Source organism: Ruminococcus intestinalis (assembly GCF_014288065.1).
In the GTDB taxonomy this organism is placed as follows: domain Bacteria; phylum Bacillota; class Clostridia; order Oscillospirales; family Acutalibacteraceae; genus Ruminococcoides; species Ruminococcoides intestinale_A.
Genome location: NZ_JACOPS010000001.1, coordinates 832,905 through 856,357, shown reverse-complemented (window position 1 = coordinate 856,357; position 23,453 = coordinate 832,905). Strand labels below are relative to the sequence as shown.

The 23,453-nt window shown below is 36.6% G+C and carries 31 protein-coding genes and 1 pseudogene; 16 read left to right on the top strand and 16 right to left on the bottom strand.

Annotated features, from left to right (window positions below; translation table 11 throughout):
• The 3 genes from H8R91_RS04235 to H8R91_RS04225 are packed head-to-tail and all read left to right on the top strand — an operon-like array spanning position 1 to position 1,840.
• Positions 1–921, top strand: coding sequence for a peptidoglycan recognition protein family protein (locus tag H8R91_RS04235; RefSeq protein ID WP_186934975.1), 921 nt, complete (start codon positions 1–3; stop codon positions 919–921).
• A gap of 18 nt (positions 922–939) precedes the next feature.
• Entirely contained in the window at positions 940–1,389 is a 450-nt protein-coding gene (locus tag H8R91_RS12045; protein ID WP_243237690.1) for a crAss001_48 related protein, read from the top strand.
• 4 nt (positions 1,390–1,393) lie between these two features.
• Positions 1,394–1,840, top strand: coding sequence for a phage holin family protein (locus tag H8R91_RS04225; protein WP_186934974.1), 447 nt, complete (start codon positions 1,394–1,396; stop codon positions 1,838–1,840).
• A 550-nt stretch (positions 1,841–2,390) separates the two neighbouring features.
• Here the strand turns inward: H8R91_RS04225 and H8R91_RS04220 are convergent.
• The 5 genes from H8R91_RS04220 to H8R91_RS04200 form a co-directional block, all read right to left on the bottom strand.
• A complete protein-coding gene (locus tag H8R91_RS04220) occupies positions 2,391–4,079 on the bottom strand; it encodes a recombinase family protein (RefSeq protein ID WP_186934973.1) in 1,689 nt (562 codons plus the stop codon).
• Between the two features lie 87 nt (positions 4,080–4,166).
• Positions 4,167–4,340: a transposon-encoded TnpW family protein gene (locus tag H8R91_RS04215; protein WP_186934972.1), complete on the bottom strand. Its 174-nt coding sequence runs from the start codon at positions 4,338–4,340 to the stop codon at positions 4,167–4,169.
• Entirely contained in the window at positions 4,337–5,158 is an 822-nt protein-coding gene (locus H8R91_RS04210) for a ParB/RepB/Spo0J family partition protein (RefSeq protein ID WP_186934971.1), read from the bottom strand. The genes H8R91_RS04215 and H8R91_RS04210 overlap by 4 nt, the downstream gene beginning before the upstream one ends.
• Positions 5,159–5,254: 96 nt before the next feature.
• Positions 5,255–5,590 (bottom strand): replication initiator protein A, encoded by a 336-nt coding sequence (locus tag H8R91_RS04205; protein ID WP_186934970.1) that lies wholly within the window; start codon positions 5,588–5,590, stop codon positions 5,255–5,257.
• 165 nt (positions 5,591–5,755) lie between these two features.
• Positions 5,756–5,896: a hypothetical protein gene (locus tag H8R91_RS04200; RefSeq protein ID WP_186934969.1), complete on the bottom strand. Its 141-nt coding sequence runs from the start codon at positions 5,894–5,896 to the stop codon at positions 5,756–5,758.
• Between the two features lie 488 nt (positions 5,897–6,384).
• Here H8R91_RS04200 and H8R91_RS04195 point away from each other — a divergent pair, with 488 nt between their 5' ends.
• The 10 genes and pseudogenes from H8R91_RS04195 (at position 6,385) to H8R91_RS04150 (ending at position 14,587) form a co-directional block, all read left to right on the top strand.
• A complete protein-coding gene (locus tag H8R91_RS04195) occupies positions 6,385–7,281 on the top strand; it encodes a LysR family transcriptional regulator (protein ID WP_021949629.1) in 897 nt (298 codons plus the stop codon).
• A 108-nt stretch (positions 7,282–7,389) separates the two neighbouring features.
• Positions 7,390–8,019 carry a flavodoxin family protein gene (locus H8R91_RS04190; RefSeq protein ID WP_021949630.1) on the top strand — a complete coding sequence of 210 codons (630 nt, stop codon included), beginning with the start codon at positions 7,390–7,392 and terminating at the stop codon, positions 8,017–8,019.
• Between the two features lie 9 nt (positions 8,020–8,028).
• A pseudogene (locus tag H8R91_RS04185) lies at positions 8,029–9,036 on the top strand (aldo/keto reductase).
• A gap of 2 nt (positions 9,037–9,038) precedes the next feature.
• Positions 9,039–9,815, top strand: coding sequence for an EFR1 family ferrodoxin (locus H8R91_RS04180; protein ID WP_186934968.1), 777 nt, complete (start codon positions 9,039–9,041; stop codon positions 9,813–9,815).
• Positions 9,808–10,977 carry an iron-containing alcohol dehydrogenase gene (locus tag H8R91_RS04175; protein ID WP_186934967.1) on the top strand — a complete coding sequence of 390 codons (1,170 nt, stop codon included), beginning with the start codon at positions 9,808–9,810 and terminating at the stop codon, positions 10,975–10,977. Before H8R91_RS04180 ends, H8R91_RS04175 begins: the two co-directional genes overlap by 8 nt.
• Before the next feature lie 60 nt (positions 10,978–11,037).
• On the top strand, positions 11,038–11,883 hold the full coding sequence (locus H8R91_RS04170; protein ID WP_186934966.1) for an aldo/keto reductase: 846 nt from the start codon (positions 11,038–11,040) through the stop codon (positions 11,881–11,883).
• Between the two features lie 23 nt (positions 11,884–11,906).
• On the top strand, positions 11,907–12,554 hold the full coding sequence (locus H8R91_RS04165; RefSeq protein WP_186934965.1) for a flavodoxin: 648 nt from the start codon (positions 11,907–11,909) through the stop codon (positions 12,552–12,554).
• Positions 12,541–13,443, top strand: a complete 903-nt coding sequence (locus H8R91_RS04160; RefSeq protein WP_243237688.1) for a prolyl oligopeptidase family serine peptidase — start codon at positions 12,541–12,543, stop codon at positions 13,441–13,443. Before H8R91_RS04165 ends, H8R91_RS04160 begins: the two co-directional genes overlap by 14 nt.
• A 20-nt stretch (positions 13,444–13,463) precedes the next feature.
• A complete protein-coding gene (locus H8R91_RS04155; RefSeq protein WP_186934964.1) occupies positions 13,464–13,913 on the top strand; it encodes a flavodoxin family protein in 450 nt (149 codons plus the stop codon).
• Positions 13,910–14,587: a DUF4405 domain-containing protein gene (locus tag H8R91_RS04150; RefSeq protein ID WP_186934963.1), complete on the top strand. Its 678-nt coding sequence runs from the start codon at positions 13,910–13,912 to the stop codon at positions 14,585–14,587. Before H8R91_RS04155 ends, H8R91_RS04150 begins: the two co-directional genes overlap by 4 nt.
• A gap of 127 nt (positions 14,588–14,714) precedes the next feature.
• Here the strand turns inward: H8R91_RS04150 and H8R91_RS04145 are convergent, their stop codons facing one another.
• The 11 genes from H8R91_RS04145 to H8R91_RS04100 all read right to left on the bottom strand — a co-directional run bounded on the left by H8R91_RS04145 (position 14,715) and on the right by H8R91_RS04100 (position 21,907).
• Entirely contained in the window at positions 14,715–15,086 is a 372-nt protein-coding gene (locus tag H8R91_RS04145) for a TnpV protein (protein WP_186934962.1), read from the bottom strand.
• Between the two features lie 162 nt (positions 15,087–15,248).
• A complete protein-coding gene (locus tag H8R91_RS04140) occupies positions 15,249–16,757 on the bottom strand; it encodes a recombinase family protein (RefSeq protein ID WP_186934961.1) in 1,509 nt (502 codons plus the stop codon).
• Positions 16,758–16,867: 110 nt separating this feature from the next.
• On the bottom strand, positions 16,868–17,029 hold the full coding sequence (locus H8R91_RS04135) for a hypothetical protein (protein ID WP_186934960.1): 162 nt from the start codon (positions 17,027–17,029) through the stop codon (positions 16,868–16,870).
• Positions 17,030–17,220: 191 nt separating this feature from the next.
• Positions 17,221–17,559, bottom strand: a complete 339-nt coding sequence (locus H8R91_RS04130) for a hypothetical protein (protein ID WP_022234622.1) — start codon at positions 17,557–17,559, stop codon at positions 17,221–17,223.
• Positions 17,560–17,561: 2 nt separating this feature from the next.
• On the bottom strand, positions 17,562–17,999 hold the full coding sequence (locus tag H8R91_RS04125; protein WP_186934959.1) for a hypothetical protein: 438 nt from the start codon (positions 17,997–17,999) through the stop codon (positions 17,562–17,564).
• 524 nt (positions 18,000–18,523) lie between these two features.
• A complete protein-coding gene (locus H8R91_RS04120; RefSeq protein ID WP_243237687.1) occupies positions 18,524–18,874 on the bottom strand; it encodes a DUF1643 domain-containing protein in 351 nt (116 codons plus the stop codon).
• 29 nt (positions 18,875–18,903) lie between these two features.
• Positions 18,904–19,029, bottom strand: coding sequence for a hypothetical protein (locus H8R91_RS12255; protein ID WP_279287556.1), 126 nt, complete (start codon positions 19,027–19,029; stop codon positions 18,904–18,906).
• On the bottom strand, positions 19,007–19,354 hold the full coding sequence (locus tag H8R91_RS04115) for a hypothetical protein (RefSeq protein WP_186934957.1): 348 nt from the start codon (positions 19,352–19,354) through the stop codon (positions 19,007–19,009). Before H8R91_RS04115 ends, H8R91_RS12255 begins: the two co-directional genes overlap by 23 nt.
• Before the next feature lie 342 nt (positions 19,355–19,696).
• Complete coding sequence (locus H8R91_RS04110; protein ID WP_186934956.1) at positions 19,697–21,304, bottom strand: hypothetical protein; 1,608 nt, start codon at positions 21,302–21,304, stop codon at positions 19,697–19,699.
• Entirely contained in the window at positions 21,291–21,578 is a 288-nt protein-coding gene (locus H8R91_RS04105) for a hypothetical protein (protein ID WP_186934955.1), read from the bottom strand. The genes H8R91_RS04110 and H8R91_RS04105 overlap by 14 nt, the downstream gene beginning before the upstream one ends.
• A 44-nt stretch (positions 21,579–21,622) precedes the next feature.
• The gene (locus H8R91_RS04100; protein WP_242956362.1) at positions 21,623–21,907 is read right to left on the bottom strand and encodes a hypothetical protein; all 285 of its coding nucleotides are present in this window, start codon (positions 21,905–21,907) and stop codon (positions 21,623–21,625) included.
• A 495-nt stretch (positions 21,908–22,402) separates the two neighbouring features.
• On the opposite strand from H8R91_RS04100, the gene H8R91_RS04095 reads away from it, so the two are divergent.
• The 3 genes from H8R91_RS04095 to H8R91_RS04085 all read left to right on the top strand — a co-directional run bounded on the left by H8R91_RS04095 (position 22,403) and on the right by H8R91_RS04085 (position 23,412).
• Complete coding sequence (locus H8R91_RS04095; protein WP_186934954.1) at positions 22,403–22,732, top strand: RNA-dependent RNA polymerase family protein; 330 nt, start codon at positions 22,403–22,405, stop codon at positions 22,730–22,732.
• 114 nt (positions 22,733–22,846) lie between these two features.
• Positions 22,847–23,032 (top strand): hypothetical protein, encoded by a 186-nt coding sequence (locus H8R91_RS04090; protein WP_186934953.1) that lies wholly within the window; start codon positions 22,847–22,849, stop codon positions 23,030–23,032.
• Positions 23,033–23,034: 2 nt separating this feature from the next.
• Positions 23,035–23,412, top strand: coding sequence for a TnpV protein (locus H8R91_RS04085; protein WP_186934952.1), 378 nt, complete (start codon positions 23,035–23,037; stop codon positions 23,410–23,412).
• Positions 23,413–23,453 lie beyond the last annotated feature (41 nt).

The window sequence follows — 23,453 nt, the reverse complement described above, 5'->3', positions numbered from 1 at the left end:
ATGTCGTATAAATTTAAAGAAATATGGTGCAATAAAGGTAATTTCACAGAGAGCAACAGAAAATTTTCGGAAATTGATACACTTGTTATTCATTACACCGGCAACGACGGTGACACAGCAGCGAATAACGGTAATTACTTTAAGAATAATGTAGTTGAAACATCTGCACATTATTTTGTTGATGATACAACTGTTGTTCGCTCGGTTGCTGATAAAAATATTGCTTGGCATGCAGGCGACTGGGATATTAATTGTCGCTCAATCGGAATTGAAATTGCTGGTTCAACAAAAGAATGTACAGGCAGAACACTTGAAAATGTTATCGCACTTACAAAAGAACTTATGAAAAAGTATAACATTTCTAAAGAAAGAGTTATTAGACATTATGATGCAAACGGCAAATTATGTCCTGCATTTTGGTGTGGCTCACAACAGAAAGACAGACTGTTCAGAGAACAGTTTTGGAATAAACTTGACGAAAAAGCAGAGAAAAATAAAGAACTTAAAAAGCCAACCTTGACATACAGAGTTTATGCAGATAACAAATGGTATGATGAAATCAAAGGACTCTCAAATATCGCAGGAAGAAAAAAGCAAGCTATTTCGGCAGTTGCAGTAAAGGTCAGCAAGGGCAACATCAAGTACAGAGTGCATTTGCTTAACGGAGATTGGTTGCCTTGGGTAACTGATTATGACATTAACGATAATGTCAATGGCTATGCAGGTATTAAAGGTAAAGTTATTGACGCTATACAGGTTGAGTTCAGCGGTGTGGGTGACTATAAAGCTACATACAGAGTGCGTAAGCAGCGTGCAGGCTTCTGGGATTGGCAGCACAACACAGAAAAAGACAGCTCACAGGACGGTTACGCAGGACTTCTCGGCACTAAAATTGACGGTGTGCAGATTACATTGACATAATTTTGGAGGTAAAATATTATGGTAAATTATATTGGAATTAAAAAAATTAAAGCTGAACGTATGACAAGAGGTGATTATAACAAATTCAGAGGCTGGAATATCCCTGAAAACGAAAATCCAAATGACAAGGGATATATAGTAAAATATTCTGATGGTTATATCTCTTGGAGTCCAAAGTCAGTTTTTGAAGAAGCTTATGATGAAATTGGAAATAAACCTTTGATTGATACAGTTGTATTAATGAAAAGCAATGATTATAAAGAAAGATTTATTGCAGAGTATCAGCAATTGGTAATCCGTTATAAGGGATTGAAGAAAATGCTTGATAATTGGGATAAGGGAGAACTATCTTTCGTTCCGACTTGTCCACGCAGTACATATAATATGCAGATTAAATCAATGGCAGACTATATTGCCGTACTCGAAGCAAGGGCGGTTATGGAAGGTATCAATTTGTGGGAGGTATAAAACAATGAAAGACAATATTATTCAGGCTACTGTTTCAGTAGCTATCGGAGCTCTGATATCATATTTTAATATCTTACTTATCCCAATTCTCGTGCTCATCGCTGTAATGCTTATTGATTATATTACAGGGCTGACATCGGCGTACAGAAACGGTGAATTAAAAAGTAAAACAGGTTTAATCGGAATACTGAAGAAAGTTAGCTACCTTGTGCTCGTTGCAGTTGGCGGTGTGGTTGATTATTTAATTTGTTCGGGCCTTGCAACAGCAGGATTTGATTTTGGCGTTACATATTGTTGTGGTCTTATCGTGTGCGTGTGGCTTATTATTAACGAACTTATTTCAATTCTTGAGAATTTGTCTGAGCTCGGTACGCCGATTCCAAAGTTTCTCGTGAACATTGTTCATAGGCTTAAAGATTCTGTGGATGATGATACGAATTATAAAAAATAACTGAAATGCAACACAAAATGCAACACGGATATTAATATATTTAGTGTTTAGCTGTGATATTATAGGTTCGATTCCCCTCATCTCCACCATTATAGTCACGATTGCATATGCAGTCGTGACTTTTTTATTATACGATTATTCTCGTATTTATGCGTTTTTTATAGCAAAACAAGAATCATTTATGAAGTATAAAACAACACAATATAAATTATGCAACCGTACACAGAATAACTCACCATATTACCCAAAAACTCCCATTCCAATCGGATTTTTTAGCGGTGTGAGTATGCATACGGTCAGTGTCTACCAAATAAGTCACTTTTTCTATGCTCCTTTTCTATGTTCCGATTCTGATTTGTTCAGTTTTTCTATGTTCCATTGCTCAAAATCAACCTTTTCGCAGACATAATCAAAAAGATATTTTCTCTTTATAGTTTCAGTATGAACACAAAAACAATCCCCATCAGTATTAGCCATTGGCTAATAAGGCAGTATTTAAGGAATTATGGTGTAATCCCGATAAAGGGGGTTACACCTTTTTCTTTATTATTTAAGCGGATTTCTCCGCTTTTTTCTGTTTTACTCTTTCCGTTGTATCAATAAGCTGTTGCTCTGTCGGAATGTCAAATAATCCGGCTGCCGTAAAGTAAATATCCACTTTAACATTGTTGTGAGAATGCTTTTTCTCATTGTTGTAAATTTCTATACGCTCAATAAGTTTGTTTACAACAGTTGGAGTAAGTTGTTTCATCTCTGTAAATTCCATAAGTCCCTGATAAAGCATCTTCATATCGACAGTTTGCTTTTGAAGTTCAATGAGAACTTTTTCATTTTCCTCAACCTCTGATATAAGTCGCTTTTGCTCAGCTTCGTATTCATTTGCCATACGGGAATAACGCTCATCGGATAACTTACCGAGAATATTATCCTCATAAATTCTTGAAAATAGTTTGTCTAAATCGGATATTCTTTGCTTTGCACTTTCGGTTTTGGCTCGCAAAGATTTTTCTCGATTTATAGATTCTGCACCTTTCTTTTCGGAGATAAGATAAAGAAATGCACTGTTGTAGCAACGAACAAAATCCGCAAGTTCGGATATGGCTTCTTTAACGATTGCTTCAAGTACAACATCTCGTATAAAGTGAATTGTGCAAGTACCACGACCGTCTTTGTAGGAAGAACACCTCCAAAACTCTTGATTTTTCTTTAAGCTTTTAGAAGCACAAAAGTGAAGTTTAGAACCGCAATCGGCACAATATACTAAACCTGAGAACAAACTCCTTCTTCCTGTTGCGGTATTTCGCCTTTTATTCTTCCTGAGTTCTTGCACTCTCAGCCAAGTGTTTTCACTGATAATTGCTTCTTGTGTGTTTGGAATAATCTGATAATCCTCTTGTAATTTCTCAATTTTCTTATGCACTTTATAACTGACTGTTGTACTTTTGCCGTTTACAGTACAGCCGGTATATTGTCTGTTTTCAAGAATATGAACAATAGAATTTTCTCTCCAATGATAGATATTAATAGGCATAGGATTGCTTGTTTTCTTACCTACGGAATTGAAATATGCTGTCGGCGTAAGCACTTTTTCGGCTTCAAGTTGTCTTGCAATTTGCGACGGACCTTTACCCGAAATGCAAAGATTAAATATCTTTCTAACAATTTCAGCCGCAGGATCATCTATGTACCATTGCTCCTTGTTACCTTCAATTTTCTTGTAACCATAAGGCACTGTTGAAGAAATCCTCATACCCTTTGAGGCTTTCATTTCATTAACGGCACGGATTTTCTTTGAAGTTTGTGCAGCATACCATTCGTTAAAAATGTTATGAAACGGCATCATTTCCGTTCCCATGCCTTTCGTGGTATCAACATTTTCCTGTATGGCTATGAAGTTGACACCTAAGGTCGGATAGACAATTTCCGTATAATGACCGCAAAGCAAATGCTCTCTGCCAAAACGGGATAAGTCTTTTACAATTACGGTTGATACCTTACCTGCTTCAATAAGGCTTTCCATTTCCTGAAAACCGGGACGGTTAAATGTTGTTCCGCTGATACCGTCATCGACAAAGAATTGCGGATGTAAATATCCGTTTTTCTTTGCATAAGTCATAAGAATTTCCTTTTGATTTGATATTGAATTACTCTCACCCTCTAAATTGTCGTCTTGAGATAAGCGGCAATACAGAGCGGTGATTTTTTCTTCTTGTCCTTGTATATTTTTGTTTGTTGCCATAAATTATCTGCTCCTTTCTGTGACAACAGGGCATTGAAATGTATAGGTATTGTACACTTGCAATGCCGCAGTGTCGATTGTGCAAACTTATGCTATCTTTAATTCTGTAAGTAAATCTTCAAATTGTTGAAGCACATTTTCTCTGCCGTTAGGATTAAAATGTGTACTGACTTCATAAGTTGTGTTGCCTATTTTCATAAAGAACAGTTCATCATTCTTTTCAAAATACGGTGCATATATTGATTTGTTTTTATCTGTCATCTTTCGTCCCTCCTGTTTCTTTCTCTTTGTTTCTGCCATTTTTCAAGCAGGGAAATGATTGTCTTTTGCATATCGGATTTGGTGTAGCTTTTCGGGAAATATTTGCGTATATCCTCTTCCATAAATCTAACTTGCTCTTTTTGATTTGGCTTTTCTTCATTGAGAACGGCGAAAACCGTATCGACGAAAAAGTTGCCGTCTTTACTGAATTTTCTTAATCTTTGTGCCTGCGATAATGACGGCGTAGCGTCGGTAAATTCGATTTGTTCAAGCAATATTTGCTGTTCATATTCCGACAGATATGAAATTTCCACCGCAGGAGTAAAGGCTATTCTTTCCTCGTCAACAAGTTTAAGCAATTCGGGTATTAAGTATGTCAGGCGGATATATCGCTGAACATTTCTGCCGCTTTCGGTGTCGGATATGTTATCTCTTGACTTGTGGACAACTTGTCCACAAGTTTTCCCTTGATGCTTTAGAGCTTCCGATTTCATTTTGTATGCAAAAGCTTTTTCGCTTGGTAAAATATGTTCACGGTGTATGTTTGAATCCACCATTTGCACAATCGCCTCGTCTTTTGTGAGTTCTTCGATTATTGCGGGTACGCTTGTTATCCCTAACGCTTTGCAGGCTTCAACTCGTCTGTGTCCGCTGATAATTTCATATTTACCGGCCGGAAAAGAACGAACGATTATCGGTTCAAGCAATCCGTTTTCTTTTATGCTCTCTGTTAATTCTTGCTGCTCAATTCCGCTTCTTTTCTTAAACGGATGATTTTCAAAAGGAACAAGCAAATCTATGCTTATGTTTTTTATCATTTTAACCTCCATATATATTCTTTTCTCGGCTGGTAACAGTCTTAATCTTCTAAGTCTTATTACCTTCCGCTATTCGGAAATCAAGAAAACCGAAAATCAGAATTGTTTCAGATAGATAATGCTCGGTTTACCTTGACCTTGTTTTTTGCGAAGTATTAAGTCCGAAGTTTCAAGTTCCGAGAACAATTTACATATTTTTTCGTGACCGAAATGCAGTTTTTCTTGTGCTGATTTAATCGTAAAATACTGATATACTCTGCCTTGTTTATCTATCCAGCCGTTTTTGACGGACAGATACATTCGGTCAAGTAAAAGTCCGTACAGCATTTTTGCATCGGTTGAAACCGATTTGTACTTTTCTTCAAATAACGCTTTCGGTACTTTGTAGAAAGCAAAATTTTTGGCGTCCGATGTTTTGAAATATTTGTTCACTGTATCACCTCTGTTTCTGTATTGATTTGGTGCCAAAATCGGTAATTTTTTCTTTTGTATCGGCTATTTATTGAAAACAAGTATCTCTACATCAAATTAACCGCTGTCATCATATTCACGGCAATTTTTAACGCTTTTTGCACCTCTTTTGGATTTGTACTTCGGTCAGAAAACAACGATTGTCTTGTGGCTCTGCTTGCATTTGTTTTTGCATTTAAGACAAAGGCTGTTGTATATTCGTCTGCCTGTTTCGGGATTTATGAAAAAATCCCATTCTTGCTTTGCTTTCTTTGATAATCTCGGCATTGTAAAAACTCCTTTCACTTGTTTGAACCGGGAGAGGCATTTTGCACCCCCTATTTGCAAATAAATTTTCCCTCTCACTTGGTAGGCAACGAAAACGGTCAAAAATTAACCCTCTGACAAATATTTTTTTATTACCCCTTCACTTGTTAGAACTGAGAACGCTTTTTTGGGGGGTGTTTTTGAAAAATTTATATTTTTTAATATTTACCTCTCTATTCATTTGGACAAGAGGTGTCAAAATGCACACCCATTTTCTTGATTTGCAAAACATTTTTATTTACCCCCTCACTTGTTTGAACAGGGGGAAGCGTTTTGTATCCCCATAAGATGGAAAAGTTAAAAAATTAAAATAACCGCCTGTGTGTTCAGACGGCTATTTATTAGTCAATTTGATTTTTTGAGAGTTTTAAAGTATAATTAAGAAAAAGATTTATCATTTTGATATACAACAGATTGTGATTTAATTTTGTTATGTAGGTGGTGGGATGATGTATAATCCACAGATAGAAACATTTATAAAGGTTGCGGACGCAGGAAGTTTTAACAAAGCGGCAGAGGAATTGTATATCACGCCGACTGCCGTTATTAAGCAAATCAATCTGCTTGAAAGCTCGCTTGACTTGGTTTTGTTTGAGCGTACGCACCGTGGGTTGATACTGACTAACGCAGGCAAGTCGCTTTATCAGGACGCTAAGTACATTATCGGCTATTGCAAGGACAGTGTTGTCAGGGCGAAAAACGCAATGAGCGAGGGCGAAAATATTATTCGTATCGGCTCGTCGCCTACAACTCCTGCTCAATTACTTATGCAAATGTGGCCGAAAATTCAAGAGCAATGCCCGGATATAAAATTTGAGATTGTTCCATTTGAGAACACACCCGAAAACGCAAAAGAAATACTTGCGAATTTGGGAAAGAACATTGATATTATCGGCGGAATATTTGACGACACAATGCTTAAACTCAGAAAATGCGAGGGCTTGCAATTATCCCGTGAGCCGTTTTGCTGTGCAGTATCCATTCACCACAAGCTTGCACAAAAGGATAAACTTCAAATCAGCGATTTATACGGCGAAAATTTAATGCTTATGCACCGTGGATGGAGCAATTATGTTGACCGATTGCGTGACGATATTTGGCAAAATCATACGCAGATACATATTGTTGATTTTGATTTTTACAATATGAGCATATTTAACAGATGCGAAAACACGAACGATGTTTTGCTTGCGATACCGGGTTGGGCAAATGTTCATCCTTTGCTGAAAGTTATTCCTGTTGAGTGGGAATACAGCATTCCGTACGGTCTTTTACATTCGATGACTCCAAGTGAAAATGTTCGACGGGTTTTAGATGCGGCTAAGAATATAGTTAAAACCAAATAAGCAGTTATAACCCAAAGGTATATACTGAATAACAAAACGAGACTTCATACGAGGTCTCGTTTTTCTTATAATATAGTTGAAAAGAAAAATAACGAAGGAGTGGCAGATATGAAAAAGTTAAAAGCATTGCTTATAAACGGCAGTCCGAGAGCAAAGGGCTGTACTTACACGGCATTGACCGAACTAAAAAACACATTGGAGCAAGAAGGTATGGAGGTTGAGCTTATCCATGTAGGTCACAAGGATGTGCACGGTTGTATCGCTTGTAGAAAATGTAAGGAAATCGGTAAGTGCGTATTCGATGATATTGTAAACGAGGTTGCACCTAAATTTAACGAGGCAGACGCTTTTGTTATCGGAGCACCTGTTTATTACGCATCTCCTGCCGGTGGAGCAATCGCATTTCTTGACAGATTGTTTTTCAGTACGGCGAATGTTGATAAGACAATGAAAGTTGGTGCAGCAGTAACAACCTGTCGCAGAGGTGGTAACACAGCATCATACGATGTGCTCAACAAATATTTTTCAATCAGCTCTATGCCGATTGCCACAAGTCAGTATTGGAATATGGTTTACGGTGGCCAGGCAGAAGAGGTTTTGCAGGACAAAGAGGGCTTGCAGACTATGAGAACGCTCGGCAGAAACATTGCTTTTATGGCAAAGAGTATTGCACTGGGCAAGGAGCAATTCGGACTTCCAGAAAAAGAACAGATTACATTTACAAATTTTCACCACTAAGGAGAAATAATGGATTACAAAATTTTAGGCAAAGACTTAAAGGTATCGGCTGTCGGTCTCGGATGTATGGGAATGAGCCACGCTTACGGCTCACCTGCCGATAAAAATGAAATGTGCGAGCTTATCGCAAAGGCTGTTGATTTAGGCTATAACTTTTTTGACACGGCAGAGATTTACGGTACGGCAAATAATCCACACGATAACGAGGAGCTTGTAGGCAGAGCGTTAAAGCCATACCGTGATAAGGTTATTATCGCAACAAAGTTTGGCATTTAATTTGACAAAACAAGCAATGCCACAAACCCACCTCTTATACCGAATTCAAGACCGGAGGTTATCAGAAAATCGGTTGAAGGCTCGCTTAAAAGACTTGACACAGACCATATTGATTTATACTATCAGCACCGTTTCGACCCTAATGTTCCTATTGAAGAGGTAGCAGGAGTAATGGCAGATTTGATTAAAGAGGGTAAAATAACGCATTGGGGTATGAGCGAAGCGACCGAAGAAAATATAAGAAAAGCAAATTTGGTTTGTCCGCTGACTGCCATACAAAATCGCTACTCAATGATGGCAAGGCATTATGAATCGCTGTTTCCTGTTCTTGAGGAGTTTAATATCGGTTTCGTTGCATTTTCGCCTCTTGCAAACGGATTTTTAAGCGGTAAGTACAACGAAAACTCAAAGTTTGAAAAAGGCACGGATTACAGAACAGTTATGCCACAGTTCACTGCCGACGGTGTTCGTCAAAATAAAGAATTGCTTGAGCTGTTAAATACGCTTGCAAAGGATAAAAACGCAACGCCTGCACAAATTTCGCTTGCGTGGATGATGTGCAAAAAACCGTATATAGTACCTATTCCGGGTACAAGAAAGCTTGACAGACTGATTGAAAACGCAGGCTCGGCAGATATTTTATTAACGAGCGGTGAGGTATCAGCGATTGATAATAAGCTTGATAATATAAATATGTCCGCTGTTTTCGGTGGGTCAAAAGTGATAAAAAAGAGGGAGTAATTATGGTATTTTATTTCACCGCAACGGGCAACAGTCTTTATGTTGCAAAGTGTATTGACGAATATCCTGTCAGCATACCGCAGGTTATCAAAAATTCGTCAATCTATTCAGACAACCAAATCGGTATTGTTTGCCCTGTTTATTGCGGCGAAATACCGAATACGGTAAAAGAGTTTTTGAAAGAATCGAAGTTTGATATAAAATATATATATCTTATTTTAACCTACGGCAACAGTGCAAGCGACTGCCCCGAGTTTACATATAACGAGTTTAAGGCTCTCGGTATCAACTTTGATTATATAGATACCGTTCACTGCGTTGATAATTACCTGCCGGTTTTTGATATGGCAGAAGAAAAGAAAATTGATAAAGATACAGATGCTCAAATTGCACATATAATCAAGAATATCAGACTGATGAAAAAAGGTGTTCCAACTGCAACAGACGCAGACAGGAAACTCCACAAGCAAGTAGCAACGCTGAATAAAATCATTCCGTCATTTAATAACGGCAATATGATTAAAATAACCGATAAATGTATCGGCTGTAAGGTATGCGAAAAGGTTTGCCCGACAGGCAATATAATTGTGCTGACAGATTACGCACAAAGGCGAAGCAAAAAATGCGAATACTGCCTTGCCTGCGTTCACTCTTGCCCTCAAAAGGCAATTATCATTAAGCACGAGAAAAACAAAAACGAGCGATACAGGAATGAAAATGTATCACTCGATGAAATAATAAAATCAAATTTTCAGGATAGGAGAGAAAGCTATGAATAATTTTATTTTTGAAAATTCGTCAAAGGTATATTTCGGCGAAGGCTGTGTAAAAGAATATCTTTCAAATATTCTTTCAGCTTACGGCGACACGGTTATGCTCTGCTACGGCGGTGGTTCGATTAAGAAAAACGGCATTTATGACGAGGTTATAACCGTACTCAAAAAAGAAAACAAGGCAGTTGTTGAGTTTAGCGGTATTCCGTCAAACCCGACTTACAGCAAGGTGCTTGAGGGCGTCAAACTTGCAAAAGAAAGCAATGCCGATTTGATTCTTGCAGTAGGCGGCGGAAGTGTTATGGACTGCTGTAAGGCAATTTCACTCGGAGCAAAATATGACGGTGATATTTGGTCTGACTTCTGGGCAAGACCGGGTGTGATTGATTTTGAACCGTTGCCGCTTGGTATTATCGTCACTGTTTCAGGCACGGGCAGTGAATGTAACGGCGGTGCCGTAATCACAAACGAAGAACTTAAAATCAAAACAGGCAAAGATTATCCTCAGCATAACGCAAAATTCGTTATGCTTGATTCGACCTACACCTACAGCGTTCCTGAATTTCAAATGGTATCGGGTGCTTTTGATACTCTTTCACACATTATGGAAATCTATTTCAGCGAGCCGAATGAAAGCAATGTATCGGACGATATATCCGAGGCTCTTATGAAAAATGTTATCACCAATTTGCGTGCCGCTATCAAAAATCCCGAGGACTACACAGCAAGAAGTAACCTGATGTGGGACGCAACAATGGCAGAAAACCGTATCATCAAACTTGGCAAAAAGACGGATTTTGAATGTCACCAAATGGAGCATCAGCTCGGCGCATACACTAACTGCAATCACGGTGCAGGTCTTGCCGTTCTTCATCCTGTTTATTACAGACATATTTGCAAGGCAGGCGAAAAGAAGTTTGCTCAGTTTGCAGTTAATGTTTGGGGCATTTCAAAGGACGGCAAAACAGACGAAGAGCTTGCAAAGGCAGGTGTTGAGGCCCTGGCAGATTTTATTAAGGAAATCGGTATGCCGACAACCTTTAAGGAACTTGGAATTGATGAAAACATCAACCTTAAAGAAATTGCAGACTCATGCGGCATTGTACCGGGTGCATACAAAAAAATGACACACGAAGAAATATTAAAAATTTTTGAAGAATGCAAATAACTATTTAATCTAAAGCTAATTTTAGATATTAAATTTTCAAACAGAAAAGGAGTAATCAGTATGGAATTTATAAAATTAAACAATGGCGTAGAAATGCCTATGCAGGGTATCGGAACATTTTTGCTCACACCTGACGAAGCAGAAGCATCTGCAACCTACGCTCTCAAAAACGGATGTCAGCTTATTGATACGGCAAATGCATATTGCAACGAAAAAGCAGTAGGCAGAGCAATGAAAAATGCAGGCATTGACCGAAAAAATATTTTTCTTGAAACAAAGCTTTGGCCGTCATTTTATGAGCAGGACGATGCAGTAGACAAAACGCTTGAAAGACTTCAAACAGATTATATCGATTTGCTTTTAATTCATCAGCCTTCCGGAAACTACATTGCAGGATATAAGCAAATGGAAAAGGCATATAAGGACGGCAAGGTTCGTGCAATCGGTCTTTCAAACTTTAACGAAGAGCAGATTTGCGAAATTCTAAATATGTGCGAGGTTAAGCCGTCCGTTCTTCAAACTGAAGTGCACCCGTATTATCAGGAAAAGGAGCTTAAAAAATTCCTTTCTCACGAGGATATTAAAATTCAGGCTTGGTATCCGTTGGGTCACGGCGATAATGCACTTCTAAATGAGCCACTCTTTAAGAGCCTTGCGGAAAAATACGGTAAGTCGACAGCTCAAATCATTCTTCGTTGGCATATTCAGGAGGGCAATATTATTATCCCGGGTTCAAAGAACAGCGACCATATCAAGGCTAATTTTGATATTTTTGACTTTTCACTTACTGATGAAGAAATGGCAAAAATATCATTACTTGATAAGGGTGTAAGATATTATACCTCAACACAGGAAATGCTTAAAAAGTATGCCGAGATGATACCGCCTGTTGACGAACAAAAATAATTAAACTAAAGGAGATCAAGATTATGAAAAAATTAACCTCAATTCTTTTGGCACTTGTGCTTGTGTTTTCGTTCGCAGCTTGCTCTAATAATTCGAGCGACAATTCAAATACAACCCCAAGCAGTTCACCAACGGCAGATACTTCAAAATCTACCGATGAAAACACCCAAAATTCTAATACAAGTTCAAAAATATTAGTTGTTTATTATTCTGCAACAGGTAGCACAAAAGCTGTTGCAGAAACTATAGCCGACACTTCCGGAGCAGATTTGTTTGAGATTACACCTGTTGACCCTTACACAAGCGATGACCTTAACTGGACTGATGACAACAGCCGTGTAAGTGTTGAGCACAACGACGAAAGCAAGCGTGATGTACCACTTACAAAGACTACGCCTGATCATTGGGCAGATTATGATACAGTATTTATCGGCTATCCGATTTGGTGGGGCATTGCTGCTTGGCCTGTAAACAATTTTGTTAAGGGCAATGATTTCAGCGGCAAAACCGTTATTCCGTTTTGCACATCAACATCATCAGGCTTAGGTCAGAGTGGTGACCTTTTAGCAGATATGGCAGGCACAGGCAATTGGCAGGACGGCGAAAGATTTTCTTCAGGTGCCTCATCAAGCAAGGTCGAATCTTGGGTAAACGGTCTTGACCTTAAATAAAATCCACAAATTTACAGTTGTGCTTTTGGCGGTTACTGTTACGGTGACTACGCTTTCAGCTTGTTCAATTAAAAGTAATTCTCCGAGCAGTTATACAACAAATACAACAGCCGAAAGCTCGTCAAAAGCACAAACTACTCAGCCTGCCAAACAAAATTATGCCGTCACAAACGGCACGGACACTTACCGTGGCTTTAGCGTTAAAAATATTTTGCATAGTGAAAATAACAGTGATATTCATTTCAATCTTTATGTTCCAAAAACTTATGACGGCAGTAAGGCTTACGCTCTTTTCATCACCTTGCCCGGTTATGAGGGCTTGTATTTTCAAGGTGTCGGTGTAAATATCCGTCAGGAAAACTTTGGCTTTGAGGCACAAAAATATAACAGTAATATGATTATTGTCGCACCTCAGTTAAACGGCTGGGACGAAGACTCAGCAGATGAAACTATCGTTCTTGTCGAATATCTCTTGTCTGCCTACAATATAGATAAATCAAAGGTTTATATAGAGGGCTATTCAGGTGGCGGCGAAACTGCGTCGCAAGCAGTCGGTAAGAGACCTGATTTGTTCACGGCATATTTGCAGGTCAGCTCTCAATGGGACGGAGAATATGAAAGCGTTGCAAAAGCAAAACTGCCCGTTTATATAGCTATCGGCAGAGATGACGAATACTACGGCTCGAAAAAATCTCAAAATGCCTACGATACGCTCTATGATCTCTACAAAAAGCAAGGCTTGACCGATGATGAAATCAACAAAATTCTTGTTCTTGATATTAAAGAAAGAGATTATTTTACGAGCCGAAACGCTCCAAACGAACATGGCGGAGGCGGACTTTTCGCCGAGGACGATACCATTATGTCTTGGCTTTTCGGCGAACATTAAATTATTAAGAGGGTAATATTATGAAAATTCTTTTTATTAACGGCAGTCCGAACGAAAACGGAAATACTGCTAATCTTGCCTCAATTCTTTTGAACGGCAAGAAATACGAAACACTTAATTTAACTAACTTCACAATCGGCTCATACGGTCAAACTTTACCTTATGACGGACTTGACAGAGTGATTGAAAAAATGAAAGAGGCTGACACAATCGTTATCGGTTCTCCGCTTTATTGGCACAATATTTGCGGCTCTGTTCGTAATGTTTTAGACCGTTTTTACGGCAAGGTTGACGAGAGCGAGCTCTTAGGCAGAAAGCTATATTTTGTATTCCAAGGTGCGGCACCCGAAAAGTGGATGCTTGACGCAGGCGAATACACGATGAAACGCTTTGCCGAACTTTACGGTATGAAATATATGGGAATGGCAACGAACAGCAAAGAGGCTGAAGACTTAAACAAAACCGTATGAATTCAAAAACAAAATTAAAACTAAAGCCGATAATTGATATTTTAATGACATTTGCTCTGCTTCTTTTGATGTCCTACGAGCTTTTAGGCTCAACTGCACACGAGGTAGTTGGCGTTGCTATGTTTGTGCTTTTTGTTGTTCATCACGCACTCAATATAAATTGGGCAAAGCATTTAACAAAAGGCAGGCAAACACCTATAAGAATTTTTCAAAATATTCTTGTTTTGCTTGTGCTTATATCATTTGTCGGAACAATCGTCAGCGGGGTAATTGTTTCAAGGCATCTGTTTGCATTTTTGAATATAAAATCAACCTATGAAGCGAACAGAATCCATATGCTTTCTGCATATTGGGGCTTTATATTTATGTCGCTCCACCTCGGACTTCATTTCAATATGATTTTGCTAATGATAAAAAAGAAAAAGCAACTCTCACCAAAAGTGAAGACTGCATTCAAAATAATATTCATACTTATTTTTGCATACGGAATTTACGCATTTTTCAAACGGGATATAGCATCTTACCTGTTCCTGAAAAATCAGTTTTTCCTCCTTGGCGATAACGAACACCTACTGCTTTATCTCTTTGACTATATGTCAATCATGTTTTCCTTTGCAACATTGAGCCACTTTGTTTTTTCAATATTAAAGTCGAATACAAAAAGCGGGTCTTAGGGTATCCCTAACGAGAAAATTATCGTTTGGATAACCAAATGGTCTGCTCGCTAAGTTTGTACATTCAATTTCACAAAAAATTAAGGCACAACATACGAAAATTTTCTCCGTAAGTTGTGCCTTTTTCTCATTTATAAATCACTTGTTTATTAACGATTTCTGTTGCTCTGTTGCGAATATTATTCATCTTTTGCACCCACAACATCATATTTTCGGCTTTGAGTTTTTCCGTAACTTGTTCCTGCTCAGCAAGTGATTTTATTGTCTGTTCAAACAAATTCTCTGCCTGAAGCTCAACATCGGCAAGGTAATTGTAAAGCTTACCCGATGTAAGAAGATTGTAATAAAGCACTCGATGACTTGATTTCAAATAGCGTCTGTGCCTCATTGCCCACACACTGATTTGCCTTTGGTTTTCATCAGGTAGCGTAAGAGTTGGCAAAAGATAATCGCCTTGTTGCGAATAACTACCGCCTATATTTTCAAAATTTGTTTTCATATTGAAGCCTCCTTGGATTTGGTAACTTCATTATGCTGAATACAAAACGAAAAGACAAATGTGTGGATTTAAGAAACAGAAAAAGGCTCTGACCTTTTACAGTCAAAGCCTCATCTGCCATTGCAATGCCTTAGTTTTATTAAGTTTTATCATACTGCCTTATCAAACCTCAGCATTATCTGATGGGGACATTGATACTTTGAATTGCACCTGAACATTTTCATTTGAGATGTCAATTCTGTCTATATATTGAGAAAGAACATACTTTGTTCTTATTAAATTCTTAGGGTTGTAAAAGTAATCTTTGAGATGATTTATTTGTTCTCTGACTTCATCTTCCGTTATTACTCTGTCAATTTTTTGCTTTTCATACTTTTGAATGAACTCGGCAGTCTTTTTGATTTGTTCTTCATACTCTTTGATTTTGTCGGACATTATGTCATTTATGCCTGTATTGGCTATTGCTTCAACGAGATTGTTTCTGCTCTTTTCAAGAATTTTTAAGGTTGATTTTGCTTCGTTGTATTCCAAATCCGATATACAGGATTTGTTGTATTGCTCATTGAGTTGCTTTGTTATTACTTTTATATTATCATCATTAAAGAAGAATTCAACAAACTTATCAATAACAAAGCTGTCAAGATATTCACATCTTATCTCTTTTGATTCACATTTTCTTTTATTCTTTTTTGCACTGCATCTATATACTAAATTTGTGTTGTTTTTGTTATAGCGGATATTTCCGTGAAATTTGCCACCACATTCACAGCAATGTATAAGACCTGTGAGCAGATATGTATTTTTTGCATTTGTAAAGTTGCTTCGTGTTGCCTTTTTGACTGCATTTGCCCTGTGCCACAATCCTGACGAAACAATAGCAGGACAGCCGTTTTCAATCCTTATTATTTCTTCTTCGGGTTTTCTTCTGTGATTGTTTCTTTTATTCAAAGCATTTGCGGAACAACTGCGGTTAAAAATGTATGTACCTTTGTATTTTTCATTTTTTAGTATTTCATACAAACTGTTTTTTACAAATGGCAATCCTTTTTTAGTTTTGTATCCGAGAATATTCAGCTTGTCTATTGTTTCTCCGTAGCCGTATCCCTCGGCAGACATTTCAAATATCAATCTAACTGCTTCGGCTTCCTTTTCATTTATGACAAGTTTAAGGTCTTTGTCAACATCATATCCTAATGGCGGTCTGCCACAAGTAAATTTGCATTGATAGGCATTTTCTTTCAGTCCTTTCATTACTTCTCTTGCAAGATTTTCATTGTAGAACTGATTGACCGAACCCATTATGTGATATAACAAATGACTTTCAGGATTATTTTCAAAACGCTCATTAACAAATATGACTTGCACACCGTATTCTTCAAGAAGTTTTTTGTATTGAATACTATCACTCAGATTTCTTGAAAATCTGTCTGTTTTATGTACCAATACCGCCTTAAATTCAGGATTGTTCTTTGCGTCATTTATCATTTTCTGAAATGCAGGTCTGTTGACTGTTTTTGCTGATTTTGCTTCATCACAATACCAATCAATGACTTCCATATTGTTTCTTTTGGCATACATCATCATATATCTTTTTTGAGCTGTTATAGATTCTTCTCGTTGCATTGAAGAAGAAAATCGTGCATATCCGACTGCTTTTATTGTTTCTTCCATATATACCACTCCTATAAGAATAATTCTTCATTTTAATAATATGTATTTATAATTTAATAAAGTGCAGTCACTGAAAAGCAACTGCACAGATGATTTTCAAAGTTTATATTTTAATCTATATTAAGCATTTCGATGAGGACATCTATTATTACATTATAGAAATCCGAAGGAATGCGGTTGTCTGTATGTTCAGCTTTATCTATACTCTTGTCGTAATCCTGTTTAAGCAGAAGATTGTGGGGTATACTGCAACACACTAATGATTCTTTCATATTAAAACCTCCTAATATTATGTATATCAAGAGATTAAAATAGAGTAAAACTCTATATGCTTGGCTTGTGTATTCCAGATTACACAACTCTTATGCCAAACCACTAATAACCATTTATCTAATAAAATCTGATGATTATTTTTTGCAGATAATACTGCAAGCAGGGATTTTTTATTTAATTTTTTAAAATATTATTCTTTATCGGAAATAACTTTTATTGCTGTTATTTTTGAAAAAGATTTGTTGCCGTATTTTCTTTGACTTACAGAAAATTCAATTTTTTTGCCGAGTACATTATCACTGCAAAAACAGTTATTATCATCTACATACTCACAACAGAAGTTATTTAAAACTATATCCATATTAGAGAACATACAGTTAAAATAGCCGTTTTCTATTGAATCTACCTTTATTGTGAACCAGCAGTTACGGCAATCGGGACTGAAATATATATCGTCAAGAATACCTGTGTAGGTACCGTCATCAATATATTCATATTTTTTCTTTGGTATAAAATCAAAAGTTGGCATAATCATTCACCTCCAAGACATTCTTCTATATTTTGTACTTCATCATCTGACAGAAAGTCTTTATTATCGGAGTTTTCTATTTTGTCAAAGTACATTTCTTCATAAGCATTATGAAGTGACATCATCTTGTCATTAAACTGAAATCTGAAAATATATACTTTCAGGTCAATGATTTCTATGATTTTCTCTCTTGCGACAAGTCTGTCTTTTTCTGCAATGAGTACACCTGTTGCTCTCAGATTTTTAAGTCTTTTGCGGAAATCAACTATTCCGTTATTCTTCATCATTTGCTCAAAGTAGTTTTTAGCTACGCATATTTCATAGTGATTGTCGCTTGCACTAAGTCTTACCAGTCCGACATAACCGCTATTGAGCAAGTCATAGTCAATCGCTTCTGCTTTTCTCTTGTCAAATACTTTTAAAGCAAACGGATAATTCATTTTGTATTTTCTGATATTCTTCTTCTGAAATATCGATTCTTTGAAATTTTTTACTCAAAGAAATTTTTTCTTTTATGCAATCATTTGAATTTATATTATTTTGCATAATAACACCTCATATTTATTCGGTATTGCTATTATAGGCTCGAATTTTTTTGTTGTCAATGCTTTAAAAAATAACTGTGGATATAAACAAATTGTGTATTATTGCTATTTAACTGTTGAATTATTGTGGCGGAGATTTTTGCCCTTGAAAGTCTTCCTCAAAAGTTTCTGAAAAATTCTGACAGAGGTTGTTTTTTGCAAAAAAATAAAAACCATGGTTTGTGCAAATTGACGGAGATTTTGTCAGACAAAATTCCAAAGAAGAAAAAAAGCTTTTTTCGGGGCAGACCGAAAATGTGGATGGAATTTCGGGAGATTTTTCACTTTGAGAGTCCTTTTGAAAAATCTTCTTCCCCGAAATCCCGTTTTTTCAATCAATGCACACTCGCACACAAAGAGAAAATCTCAAGGCAATGCAATCATCTTTTCAAATCCAATTTCTGAATGTTCCACTGGTGTGCAAAGGGTGAGAGAGGGTGCGAGAACATCAAGCCTTTTGAGTCAATGATTGTGTGCAGTTTGTCATTATAGTGTTCTGTCAAAGCATTGAGAAAAGCCTTCTTTTCTTCCTCAAAGCTTGTGCTTCTGCCATATGCAACTATTATTACATCTGCATTGTCACATTCTCTCATTACAAAAGAAGTGTTTGTTTTGTCTGTTTTAGGCAAAGGGTTGTCGATTGATGAGAAGAGATTGATTATTGAAACAGAGCCGAAATCATTTTTTACCGCTCCGTTCCTGACAAGCATTGTTGTTTGGTCAAAAATCAATTCATCTGCTAATGAGGGAAATGTCATTATTATTGCAAGTGATTTTTGCTGTTATCCCATTCGATTTTTAATAAATAGCGGTCTTTCCTGTTTTTGGAAAAGACCGCTGTTGTTTTTACTGTACTGATTGCTTCAACTGTGTTTGTCAGGCTCATAATTTAATACTCCTTTTCTGAAATAGTAAACTTTTCCGATGATATTTATTGCCCTGTCATTGTCAAGAACAATACATCCGTCAAGAAAATCATTGCCTATCAAGTCAATCCATTCAAATCTGCTTTCTGTTATTTTTGAGGACAAACCAAACTTTTTGTAATTATCAAAGTCTTTTTCATTCTCAACATAAAAAATACCTCCGACCGTTTCAAGCAAACAGTCAGAGGTTTGTGTCAGAAGATTTGTGAGAAGATTTTTAATATATTCTGCAATGTAACAGTCCTTGATTTTTGATACATCATCAGGTGTTAATATTTCAATCATTTTCTTTTCCTCAGCTTTGTTCCTGTGCAGAGAAGTGTAATAGCAGTTCCTGCACCTGTTGCAAACATTTCTACCGCTACTTTTGTTGTAAGTGCCATAATAAGTCCAAACATATTTTTTCCTCCAAATTAATTTTTTATGATGAGTTTTTCTGTTGCGAGTACAACGGTTGTTGTTACCGTAAAACCAAGTACAAACCAAAGTGCTTCCATTGTTCGCTCCTTTCTTGTTTTTTATATAAAAATGCACCCACCGCCTTTTGGTGAGTGCATTTTCAGATGATGAAAATTATTTGTTTTTTATACACTTTTTGCAAATATATGCGTTTACTAAAAAATTGCATTACTTTCTTTTGCGGAAGAAACCGCCGAATCCGCCTATGCCACCGTATGGACTTGACAAGCGTTTCCTCTTTTTCTCAAGATATTCTTTTGCTTCAACAGCTTCATCAATGTTTACGCCAAGATTTTTGATAATAAAATCTTTATATTTTTCGTATTCTCTGTCAAACTCCTCAATTGTAGAATATCGAAGTCCTTTTGCATATGATAAAGCTCTGTCTTTTGCCGCTTGCTTTCTTGGAACGCTTGAAAATAATTTTGTTTTACAAAATCGTTTATCAAAATCACTTAGATATGTATTGATAGTTTCTAAATGCTTTTTAGAAACCTCAGAAGAAAATGTGTTGATAAATTTTTCTTTCTTTGCTAATAGGTCATTTTCATACGGCAATATCGGATCCGATTTTAAAGGCTGAATTTGTTTCATAAATTCAAGTATATCAGGTAATTCGCTTCTTGAAAAATCAGCACTTTCCCTTGTTTCACAGACCACACCGTCAACTGTTCGATATTTTAAATCAAAATCGTCAAGTAGTGAATTTATGTATGTAATACATTCGGATTCATCTGTAATGTCAAGTCTTATGTTTTTGCAATATTCTATTAAATCGTGTTTAGCTTTAACGGCATCTTCTTCTGTTGTACCCTGATTCTTTTTTACATAGTCAAGTGCCATAGATTCCTTTATTGCTGAAAAACCGTCTATGTCGAAGTATTCTGCCAATGCACTCAAACTTCCGTCATCACCGTATTTTTTTAATAAGTAATCATATATTTCAATGTTATACGGATTAAGAGAAAGTACATCTATGCAGATTTTTGAAATATTCTCTGAAGCAATTGAATTGCTTTTAAGGTTATTTATCAATCTTTGTGCTTTATCGCTGTCGCAATCTTTAACATATCCCCAGTCATAATCTTGTCCGACTGTTTGCATAAATACCTCAATTACGGAATATGCTGAGTAATACACACCTTCAGAAAGTAAAATCTTAACTTCATTATTTTTGAATAATTTCTTCAGGTCTGATTCAGCCTGCATTTCGGTGAAAAAGTTGCCGACAGCATTTGCAACACTATGTGCCGCACCACTCGCCATATTCATAGCACCGACATCAATTTGATGGCTTATTGCAGTTATGGCATTTCCACCTATAGTAGCACCCTGCCAACGACCTCTGTTTTCTTTTCTTTGTTCTCTGTATTCTCTCTGAGCTTCAACATCACCCATAATAGAATACACTTTTTCGGCAACAGAGCAAAATCTTTCTTCAAATATTTCTGTGCAACCTGCGGATTCGATTAGTTCAGAAACGGCATTGGTGTCATAATCATATTCACCTAAATTTATAAAGGTATCTTTCAAATCTTCAACAACAATTGCCATACTGCTTTTAAAATCATCTTCTGCTTTAGAAATAATGTCCTCACAGTTATTATAGGATTTATAACCCTCATCAAACGAGTTTTGTGCTGATTTTGCAAGGCTTTTATACCATTTTCTTAAAGCATTGTATAAATTTCTTTCATTTGAAACTTTTATGTTACCCACACATATATTAAATTCTTTTGCACAGTTTTCTTTTTGTAAAAATTCATTTAGATTCATTATTATCCTCCTGATTATTGTCAATTGGTTCGTTGTTGTCCATTTGCAGAGGCTTTTTCTTTTTTATTATGTAAACAATCAGAGCGACAATAGCTACAATTATTCCAATCCACCACGCTATATAGGAAATACAAATACTTGCTCCCCATAAAAGTACAAAAATGAATATTGCCAATGGTATGCAGTTTGTAATGGACGGAAACTTGTCTGCTATCAAAGCAAAAACAAATACTGCAATAATTAAACCTATGATTGAGATGATAACTTGTAACACTAAAATTCCTCCTAAGAATAAAAATATGATTTAAGCTGATTTGCTTAAATTGAGTTTAAATGATTTTTTAATAGTTTTCTGATTGTTCGTTCCGAATACGAGTATTTTGTCGCAATCAGATTGATTGATTCCGATGTTCCGTCATATGCCTTGAGTGCTTCTTCGAGGACAAATTCCTTAGAAAAAAGTCGGGTAGGAAAGTTTATCTGACTACCTTTAAAGTTTTCATACAGTTTCACCACATTGTCAAAGCCTATGATTTCGCTCATTGTTTCATAAACTCCGTTTAATGTTGTGCATTTTTGTTGATTTTTATCTATATCAATCACCTGCCTTGTTTCACCCTCTTTTTACATTATATGACAGCAAAATGGAAAAATCTTCCGTACTTTTCCACGCAAAAGTGTAAAAATATATATAGACAAAAAATTCGGCAACAAAAAGTATATTGCAAGCCAAAACACCACACCACGCACTAAGCGTGAGATGTGGGGGAGGCAGTTTTAACTGCCTTGCAATATCCTTTTGTGTTGCCGAAAATTGGTGAGTTAAGGATATTCAAATTTATAGTATTTATATAGGTATTTATCACACTCCTTAAAAGCCTTTTAATTCACTCGGCAGACACAAGTATTTTTAAACCGTGACTTTCTCCGTGTCCGAATCATCTCCACCAAATGTGTATTGGACGAACACCTACTTTTTTAGTGGCGGCTTTGCCGTCAAGGTGATGCTCTGATACGAAATAAAAAAGAGCCAAAGTCACGAAGATTTTGGTTCTTTTTATATTTTTTCTTAACAAAACGAAAAGAATGGTTTTAATATTGAGAATTGTTTATAACGAAGGTTTTTCTATAAATCCTGAGAAAACAAGAGTTGCAAGAAGCAACGCAAGGCAAGAAGTTACAGGGATTGTAGTTAATTCTCATATGCAGATTTCTAAAGAAAAGAGAAAGCAGATTCGACAACAGATTTATTATATAAGGAAATATGGATTAGAATCCCATTTGGAGCGGATTGAGGAGAATCGTGCTAATTACCTTAATCACCTTTTAGGACAAATCAATTTTGCCCTATTCGTCAACCCTAAGGACGAAGAAATGAAAGAATATTTTGATACAGTAAAAACAATTATGAAAAATCAAAATGAATAATAGTTTATCCGCCTATTGTAAATGCAGTAGGCGGCTTTTATTTGTAAATATAAAATCACACATTTGTAAAAATACATTCACTTTTGCTAAAATATTGGCAAGGGAGGATTTGATATGCGAGATGAGAAGAGTTACATAGCACTTGATGATTTTGAGCATAGAATTGTTGTCGACTGTATGAATGAAATGCGAAACAACCTTATTGCTAATGGTAAGTACACCGATGCGGTGGACGAGGTTTTACTGAAAATCATTGATGCCAAACAGAAGAAATTCAAAGTGATCTACAAGGAGGCGTGAGTATGGAAAAGGTTATTTATGACAAAAAGAACGGTCTTTGGTACGAACTTCAAGGTGACTACTGTCTACTATGTTTAAAACTGCCCGAAGGAGAACAACAGCCTGTCGGCTTATGGGGACAACGACATTTGCGGTATATCAAGCAAAATCGCAAGGTCTTTTATCTCAATCTGCTGACAAGTGGCAAACTGAACGGCTACCTCACTGACCTGGATAAGCAGGCTGAAGATATGTTTTTTCGACTCGTAAAACAGATGGCAGAGCGTGAGGACGTAACAGAAAAACTCAAAGCAGATAACCAAATGAAATGGGTTGGTCGGATGAACAATATCCGCAGCAGAGCAAAGGAAGTCATAAATAATGAATTGATTTTTTCATAAAAGATTAACTGTGCTGTAAACATCAAAAGGATTTACAGCAC